Source organism: Kineosporia sp. A_224 (assembly GCF_002198655.1).
In the GTDB taxonomy this organism is placed as follows: domain Bacteria; phylum Actinomycetota; class Actinomycetes; order Actinomycetales; family Kineosporiaceae; genus R-H-3.
The window spans coordinates 26,529-33,195 of the sequence record NZ_MWLN01000223.1 but is presented as its reverse complement, the minus strand read 5'-3'; the positions used below and the strand labels follow the sequence as shown (position 1 = coordinate 33,195).

7 protein-coding genes are annotated in these 6,667 nt (G+C 74.1%); 6 read left to right on the top strand and 1 reads right to left on the bottom strand.

Annotation, left to right across the window (positions count from 1 at the left end; all coding sequences use genetic code 11):
- Positions 1-128: 128 nt before the first annotated feature.
- The 3 genes from EDJALFJO_RS29640 (at position 129) to EDJALFJO_RS29630 (ending at position 3,094) form a co-directional block, all read left to right on the top strand.
- The gene (locus EDJALFJO_RS29640) at positions 129-1,100 is read left to right on the top strand and encodes a DMT family transporter (RefSeq protein ID WP_198950764.1); all 972 of its coding nucleotides are present in this window, start codon (positions 129-131) and stop codon (positions 1,098-1,100) included.
- A 134-nt stretch (positions 1,101-1,234) separates the two neighbouring features.
- Positions 1,235-2,656, top strand: coding sequence for an adenylosuccinate lyase (gene purB / locus EDJALFJO_RS29635; RefSeq protein ID WP_088289928.1), 1,422 nt, complete (start codon positions 1,235-1,237; stop codon positions 2,654-2,656).
- A gap of 192 nt (positions 2,657-2,848) precedes the next feature.
- Complete coding sequence (locus EDJALFJO_RS29630) at positions 2,849-3,094, top strand: DUF2630 family protein (RefSeq protein ID WP_088289927.1); 246 nt, start codon at positions 2,849-2,851, stop codon at positions 3,092-3,094.
- An 86-nt stretch (positions 3,095-3,180) separates the two neighbouring features.
- Here the strand turns inward: EDJALFJO_RS29630 and EDJALFJO_RS29625 are convergent, their stop codons facing one another.
- Complete coding sequence (locus EDJALFJO_RS29625) at positions 3,181-5,082, bottom strand: serine/threonine-protein kinase (RefSeq protein ID WP_158220615.1); 1,902 nt, start codon at positions 5,080-5,082, stop codon at positions 3,181-3,183.
- 203 nt (positions 5,083-5,285) lie between these two features.
- On the opposite strand from EDJALFJO_RS29625, the gene EDJALFJO_RS29620 reads away from it, so the two are divergent.
- From EDJALFJO_RS29620 to EDJALFJO_RS29610, 3 genes are read left to right on the top strand one after another with little or no spacing between them, the layout of a single operon-like run.
- Positions 5,286-5,615, top strand: coding sequence for a hypothetical protein (locus tag EDJALFJO_RS29620; RefSeq protein ID WP_088289925.1), 330 nt, complete (start codon positions 5,286-5,288; stop codon positions 5,613-5,615).
- Positions 5,612-6,304, top strand: a complete 693-nt coding sequence (locus tag EDJALFJO_RS29615; protein WP_088289924.1) for a hypothetical protein — start codon at positions 5,612-5,614, stop codon at positions 6,302-6,304. Before EDJALFJO_RS29620 ends, EDJALFJO_RS29615 begins: the two co-directional genes overlap by 4 nt.
- A gap of 46 nt (positions 6,305-6,350) precedes the next feature.
- Positions 6,351-6,644: a WXG100 family type VII secretion target gene (locus EDJALFJO_RS29610; RefSeq protein ID WP_088289923.1), complete on the top strand. Its 294-nt coding sequence runs from the start codon at positions 6,351-6,353 to the stop codon at positions 6,642-6,644.
- The last annotated feature ends 23 nt before the right edge of the window (positions 6,645-6,667 follow it).

The window sequence follows — 6,667 nt, the reverse complement described above, 5'->3', positions numbered from 1 at the left end:
GACGAATTCACGGACGGAGCGTAGGGGCTGGACGCGCCGCAGCCCCAGCCGTAGAGCGGTACGCAGGTCGTCGTCCGACACGTGGTCGGACGGCGACCTGCGGCGCGTCCAGCCCCTACGCTCCGTCCGTGAATTCGTCCCATGACCGGGCGCGTTCGTGGGTCGGAGTCGGGTACGTCCTGCTCGCCGCGACGCTGTTCTCGGTCAACGGCACCGTGAGCAAGCTCGTCATGGCCACCGGGCTCTCGTCGCTGCGGCTCGTCGAGATCCGCTGCCTCGGCGCCGCCCTGCTCTTCGCGGTCATCGCGACGTGGCGGCGTCCGGGGTCGCTGCGGATCGGGAGGCGCGAGCTCGGGTTCGTCTGCGTCTACGGCGTCGTCGGGCTCGCCCTCGTGCAGTGGCTCTACCTCGTGGCCATGACCCGGATGCCGGTGAGCATCAGCCTGCTCATCGAGTTCACCGCCCCCCTGCTCATCGCGCTGTGGGTGCGCTACGTACGCAAGGAGCCGGTCCGCCGCCGGATCTGGGTCGCGCTCGTCCTGACCCTCGCCGGACTGGCCCTCGTCGCCCAGGTGTGGGCGGGGCTCACGCTCGACGCCGTCGGCGTGACGGCCGCGAGCCTCGCCGCAGTGGCGCTGGCGGCGTACTACCTGCTCGGCGAGCGTGGCCTGGCCCGGCGGGACCCCTGGTCGCTGGCGGCCTGGAGCTTCGCCGCGGCGGCCGTCTTCTGGGCCCTGCTCCAGCCCTGGTGGACCTACCCCTTCGCCCAGCTCGGGGTCGACGTCGGCCTGCGCGGCGGCGGCACCGGACCGCTCGTCCCGACGTGGTTGCTCGTCGGCTGGGTCGTCGTGCTCGGCACCCTCGTGCCGTTCGCCCTCGTGCTCACCGCGCTGACCCGGATCGGCGCCACCCGGGTCGGCCTCGTCGGCACCGCCGAGCCGCCGCTCGCCGGCCTCGTCGCCTGGGCCGCCATCGGCGAGACCCTGACGACGGTGCAGATCGTCGGCGGGGCCGTCGTCCTCGCCGGGATCGTGCTCGCCGAGTCGGCGCGGGCACCGCAGTCCACCGAGGCGCTCCCGGCGGAAGGCCTCGCCGGCTGACGTCCTCTGGTGGGTCAACGACCCCGAACGTGCGTCTTGAGGTGCAGAACCCACCAGAGGACGGGTCCCCGGGGCGCTGCCCGCCCGTCGGACGCCGTCCGGAGGCGCGCCTCACCCGTGGGACCATCGAGTACGTGACTGCGACGCCCACGGACGCCCGCCCGACCGACGGCAGCCCGACCGACGCCCCCGCGCTCCTCGACGCCCCGCTCGGCCCGCTCGACGGCCGGTACCGGGCGGCGGTCGCGCCGCTGGCGGAGCACCTGTCCGAGGCGGCGCTCAACCGGGAGCGGGTCCGGGTCGAGGTCGAGTGGCTGATCCACCTCACGCAGACGGGCGCCGTCCCCGGGCTGCGCCGGCTGACGGACGACGAGACCGCACGGCTGCGGGACGTCGTCGCGACGTTCGACGCGTCGTCCGTCGCGGAGATCGCGGAGACCGAGCGGGTCACGCTGCACGACGTCAAGGCCGTCGAGTACTTCGTCAAGAAGCGGATGGAGGGGACGTCGCTCGCCGACCTCGGGGAGATCGTCCACCTGTTCTGCACGAGCGAGGACGTCAACAACCTCGCGTACGCGCTCATGGTGAAGGGCGCCGTCGAGCAGGTCTGGTTACCCGCGGCGTCCGGGCTCGTCGACGACGTCGCGGCGATGGCCCGCGAGCACGCCGGCGCGGCGATGCTCGCCCGCACCCACGGCCAGCCGGCGACGCCGACGACGCTCGGCAAGGAGCTCGCCGTCCTCGCGCACCGGTTGCGCCGCCAGCTGCGCCGCATCGGGCGCGCCGAGTACCTCGGCAAGATCAACGGCGCGACGGGCACCTTCTCCGCGCACGTCGCCGGCGCCCCCGCGACCGACTGGCCGCAGGTCTCGAGGACCTTCGTCGAGCACCTCGGCCTCACGTGGAACCCGCTGACGACGCAGATCGAGTCGCACGACTGGCAGGCCGAGCTCTACGCCGACGTCGCGCGGTTCAACCGGATCCTGCACAACCTCGCGACCGACGTCTGGACGTACATCTCGCTCGGCTACTTCGCGCAGGTGCGCGGCCAGGGCACGGTCGGCTCGAGCACGATGCCGCACAAGGTCAACCCGATCCGGTTCGAGAACGCCGAGGCGAACCTCGAGGTGAGCAACGCCCTGCTCGACGTCCTCGCCTCGACCCTCGTCACCTCGCGGATGCAGCGCGACCTCACCGACTCCTCCATGCAGCGCAACGTCGGGACGGCGTTCGGCCACTCGCTGCTCGCGATCGACAACGCGCGCAAGGGCTTGGCGGGGCTCGACGTCGACGCCGCGGCCCTCGCACGCGACCTCGACGCGACGTGGGAGGTGCTCGGCGAGGCGGTGCAGTCGGTCATGCGCGTGCACGGCCTCGACCAGCCCTACGAGCGGCTCAAGGAGCTGACCCGCGGCCGCACGGTCGACGCCGCCGCGATGCGCGAGTTCGTGCTCGGGCTCGGCCTGCCGGACGACGTCCAGCAGCGCCTGCTCGACCTCACCCCGGGCACGTACACCGGGATCGCGGCCGACCTCGTGGACTACCTCGACCGCTGACCTGCTCCGCCGGCCTCGTGTGACGAGCGGCTCACCCTCGGTGCTGACCACGCTCTGACCTGCGTCGACGCGGTCAGGGTAGGGACCTCGTACCCCCGTTCGGAGCAGCCTTCGCACCTAGCGTCGAGGCGACGGACCGGGCTGCGTGGGAGGCCTGGCCGAGGCCGAGGGCAGCACCTCGAGGAGGCCGCCATGGAAGACCGGGAGATCCTGGACTGCATCCAGGGACTCGTCGCCGAGGAGCGCAAGCTCCGTGCCCTGCGGGACAGCGGGGAGGTCAGCGAGGAGGTCGAGGTCAAGCGGCTCGCGCAGCTCGAGACGAACCTCGACCAGATGTGGGACACCCTGCGGCGACGCCGCGCCATGCGGGCGGCCGGGCTCGACCCGGACACCGTCGAGCAGCGCCCGTCGCTCCAGGTGGAGGCCTACGTCCAGTAGCGAGCACGCGTCCTCTGGCGGGTTCTCGACCCCAGAACAGCGTTTTGGGGTGCGTATCCCGCCAGAGGACGGTGACGACGGGCGGGTCAGCTGACTGTGAACGACACCCGGGGGCCGTTGTGCCACGTCCCGTCGACGAGCATGTAGGCGACGTTCGCGAGGTAGGTGCCGGGTGCGTACCTGCGCCGGCCCTGGAAGTACGAGTCGACGGACACCGTCGTGCTGTCGTGGTGGAACGCCACGTCGAGCGGGTTGCCGTCCGCGTCCACCTGGCTGTCGCCGGCACCGCGGACGGCGATCTGCAGCTCCTGGAAGTGGAGCTTCCGCGTCACCTCGACCCGCCCGTCGAGCGTCACCGTGCCGTCGGCGCCGACCGCGACCCGGGGTTCGTCGGTCCAGACCCCGTTGGCGTCGAACGGCCGGATCGTGAAGCCGTTCGTCGGGCCGTCCACCATGGGGCCGCCGGGCACGAGGTAACGGACAAGGGCGTAGTAGCGGCCGGGCTTCTGGATCGTCTTCGAGCCGGCGAGCGTGACGGACGACGTGACGCGGGCGCCGTCCTTGCTCTCGATCGCGCCCACGCTGTTGCCGGCCGAGTCCTTGACGATGAGCCGCAGCATCGTGAACGTCGCCGGTGCGTCCACCCGCACGGTGACCCTCACGTCGGCGGTCCGGCCTGCCCGGCTGAGCGTCGGGGCCGGTGCCGTGACAGCGACCTTCTTCCTCGGACCCTTTGTGCCGGAGACGGTCACGGGCTCGGGGGTCGGCCTCTTCGAGCCGGACGACGTGGTGGGCGACGGCGTGACGGGACCGGACGACGGGCCGGGGGTCGGCGTCACGGCCGGGCTGCTCGACGCCACGGCGACCGGTGACGCGGTGGGCGACCCGGCGGCGACGTCCCCGCCGGACCGGTCGAGCACCACGAGGACGACGCCGCCGAGGACGGCGGCGACCGCGGCCGCGGACAGCGCGGCGAGCACGAGGCCGCGACGGCGGGACGGCGGTGCCGCGGCGGGCGGGACGACCGGCGGGACCGAGGTGCGGGTCGGGTCGGCGTAGACGGGCAGGTCCGGCGCGACGGGTACTGCCGGGGCCGGGGCGGCCGGCGGCGGCAACGCGGCGAGCGCTGCTGCGGCCGGCACGGCGGTGGCCGCGGGAACGCCCGGCGAGCCGGCCGGCAGCGCGAGCGTCAGCCGGTCGGCGGCGGCCGCCGCCCGGACGGCCTCCGCGAACGCCTGCACCGTGCGGGTGCGCAGCACGGGGTCGGGCTCGAGCGCGGCGGCGACGGCGCGGGCGAGGTGCGGCGGGGCGCCGTCCGGCAGCGGCGGTGCCGGCTCGCCGACGAGCCGCTGGAGGTGGACGAGGTCGGTCTCGCCGGGCCGGCGCGGCTGCGGCGGGTGGCCGGCGAGGAGCGCGTAGAGCGTCGCGGCGAGGCTGAAGACGTCGGACGCCGGCGACGCCGCCGTGTGGTCGCGCAGCACCTCGGGCGCGGCGTAGGTCGGGGTCGAGGCGGCCGAGGTGACCTCGTCGGCCGACCGGACGCTGATCCCGAAGTCGGCCAGCGCCACTGCGCCCGTGCTGCTGCGGAGCACGTTCTGCGGCTTGACGTCCCGGTGCAGCACGCCGCGGTCGTGCGCCGCCCGGAGCCCCTCGGCGACGGCGAGCGCGACGGCGGCCGCCTCTCCCGGCGGCAGCGGGGTGCCGGTCGGGAGGCTGCCGAGGTCGAAGTAGCCCATGACGATCCACGGCTGCCCGGACGCCGTCAGGCCGCTGTCGTGGACCGGCACGATGTTCGGGTGGCCGCCGAGGGCGCCGAGCACCTCGCACTCGCGCCGGAACGCGCGCTGCAGCCGCTCGTCGTCCAGGGTGCCGTGGAAGACCTTGACCGCGACGTCCCGCCCGAAGGCCACCGACCGGGCGCGGTAGACGGTGCCCGCGGCGCCGTGCCCGACGGGGACGGCGCCGACGTACTTGTCGCCGAAGTCCACGTCCCCACCCCAGGTCGAACGGTCCAACTGGTCACTCCCGGTGCGCCGGGCGCCGGCAGCGGGATCACGCACAGCCACCACATCACGGCGCCGACCGCCCACGCTAGCGTCACTTGATCGCCTTGGGTGACGCCCGTAGGGTGATCCACTGCTGACGGCGCGGGGACCCATCACGATCCGCGACGAGTCGTGATCGGGGGGACATGGCAGACGGTTTCGGCGTCGACACGGCCGCCGCGCGGTCCGTCGCGTCCGACCTCACGACGATCCGGACGGCGCTCAACGGCTTCGGCGCGACCGTCGCGGACGGCTCCAGCGGGTCGGCCGAGGTCGAGGGCGCGCTGCAGCGGTTCTTCAAGGACTCCTCCGACAACCGCACGCTCCTCGACAAGCTCCTCGAGCGTGGCATCGGCCTCATGAACGGTCTCGCCGAGGGCGCGGAGTCGCTCGACCAGGGCCTCGCCGGCGCGCTCACGACGAGCGGCGACGGCGCGGCGTCCGGCGACGGCGCCCCGACGAGGGGCGCGCGATGACCCTCGGGACCGCGGCGCACGCCGCGCCGGAGGCCGCTCCCGCGTTCACGGTGCGGGTGCCGCCGTCCTGGTTCCGCTTCGACGCATGGCGGGCCACCCGGACAGCGGACCTGGCCCGGATCGTCGACGCCCGGATCGCCGCGCAGCCCGGCCTGCGCCGGCACCGGGCCGCGCTGCTCGCGCTCTTCCGCGAGGTCGCGGAGGACGCCCAGGCCCGCGGTGCGCTCCTGTGCGCCGTCGCCGTCGACCCGGTCGCCGCGGGCGGCCCGCTGCTCGCCTCCCTCATGGTCTTCCGGACGGACGGCGACCCGCTGCGCCCGGGGCAGACGGTCGAGGAGATCGCCGCGTCGGTCACCGCCCACGAGGGCGCGGACGGCCCCGGCACCTGGCGGCGGGTCGGTCTCGTCGACCTGCCGGCCGGCCCGGCCGTCCGGGTCACGTCGGTGGGCCGGCTGCAGGCGGGCCCCACCGACCCGGACGCCGCCCCGGACGCCGGCCCCGACCTCGTCGCGATGCACACCCTCGTGCCGGCACCGGGCGGCGGGGTCGTCGACGTCGTCCTGACCAGCCCGCAGGCGAGCATCGCCGACGCGCTGCTCGACCTCTTCGACGCCGTGAGCGGCACCTTCGCGTGGGCCGGCCCGGCCGACCCCGAGCACACCGACCCCGCACCGGGGAGCGACACCTGACGGCGGTCCGCACCCGCGGCTCCGCGCACCGATGAGAGGACGTGTCATGGCGAGCATCAACGTCACCTACGCAGAGGTCACCTCGGCGGCAGGCCGGCTGAACACCGCGCAGCAGAACATGATGGACCAGGTCAGCCAGCTCAAGGCGATGATCGACAACCTCGTGCAGTCGGGCTTCAAGACCGAGCTCGCGTCGGGCAAGTTCGCCGCGTCGTACGACCAGTGGAACAACGGCGCGCGCAACGTCCTCGAGGGCCTCGGCGGCATGAAGTCGTTCCTCGACCAGGTCGTCGCGAAGCACCAGGAGCTCGACAGCTCGCTCGGCAGCTCGCTCGGCTGAGCGCCGGGCCGTGCCTCGTGAGG

Excerpts from the sequence above, each read along its gene's own strand:
- EDJALFJO_RS29630 (WP_088289927.1), top strand. The coding sequence starts at position 2,849 with ATGGAAGACCGGGAGATCCTGGACTGCATCCAGGGACTCGTCGCCGAG.
- EDJALFJO_RS29620 (WP_088289925.1), top strand. The coding sequence starts at position 5,286 with ATGGCAGACGGTTTCGGCGTCGACACGGCCGCCGCGCGGTCCGTCGCG.
- EDJALFJO_RS29615 (WP_088289924.1), top strand. The coding sequence starts at position 5,612 with ATGACCCTCGGGACCGCGGCGCACGCCGCGCCGGAGGCCGCTCCCGCG.
- EDJALFJO_RS29610 (WP_088289923.1), top strand. The coding sequence starts at position 6,351 with ATGGCGAGCATCAACGTCACCTACGCAGAGGTCACCTCGGCGGCAGGC.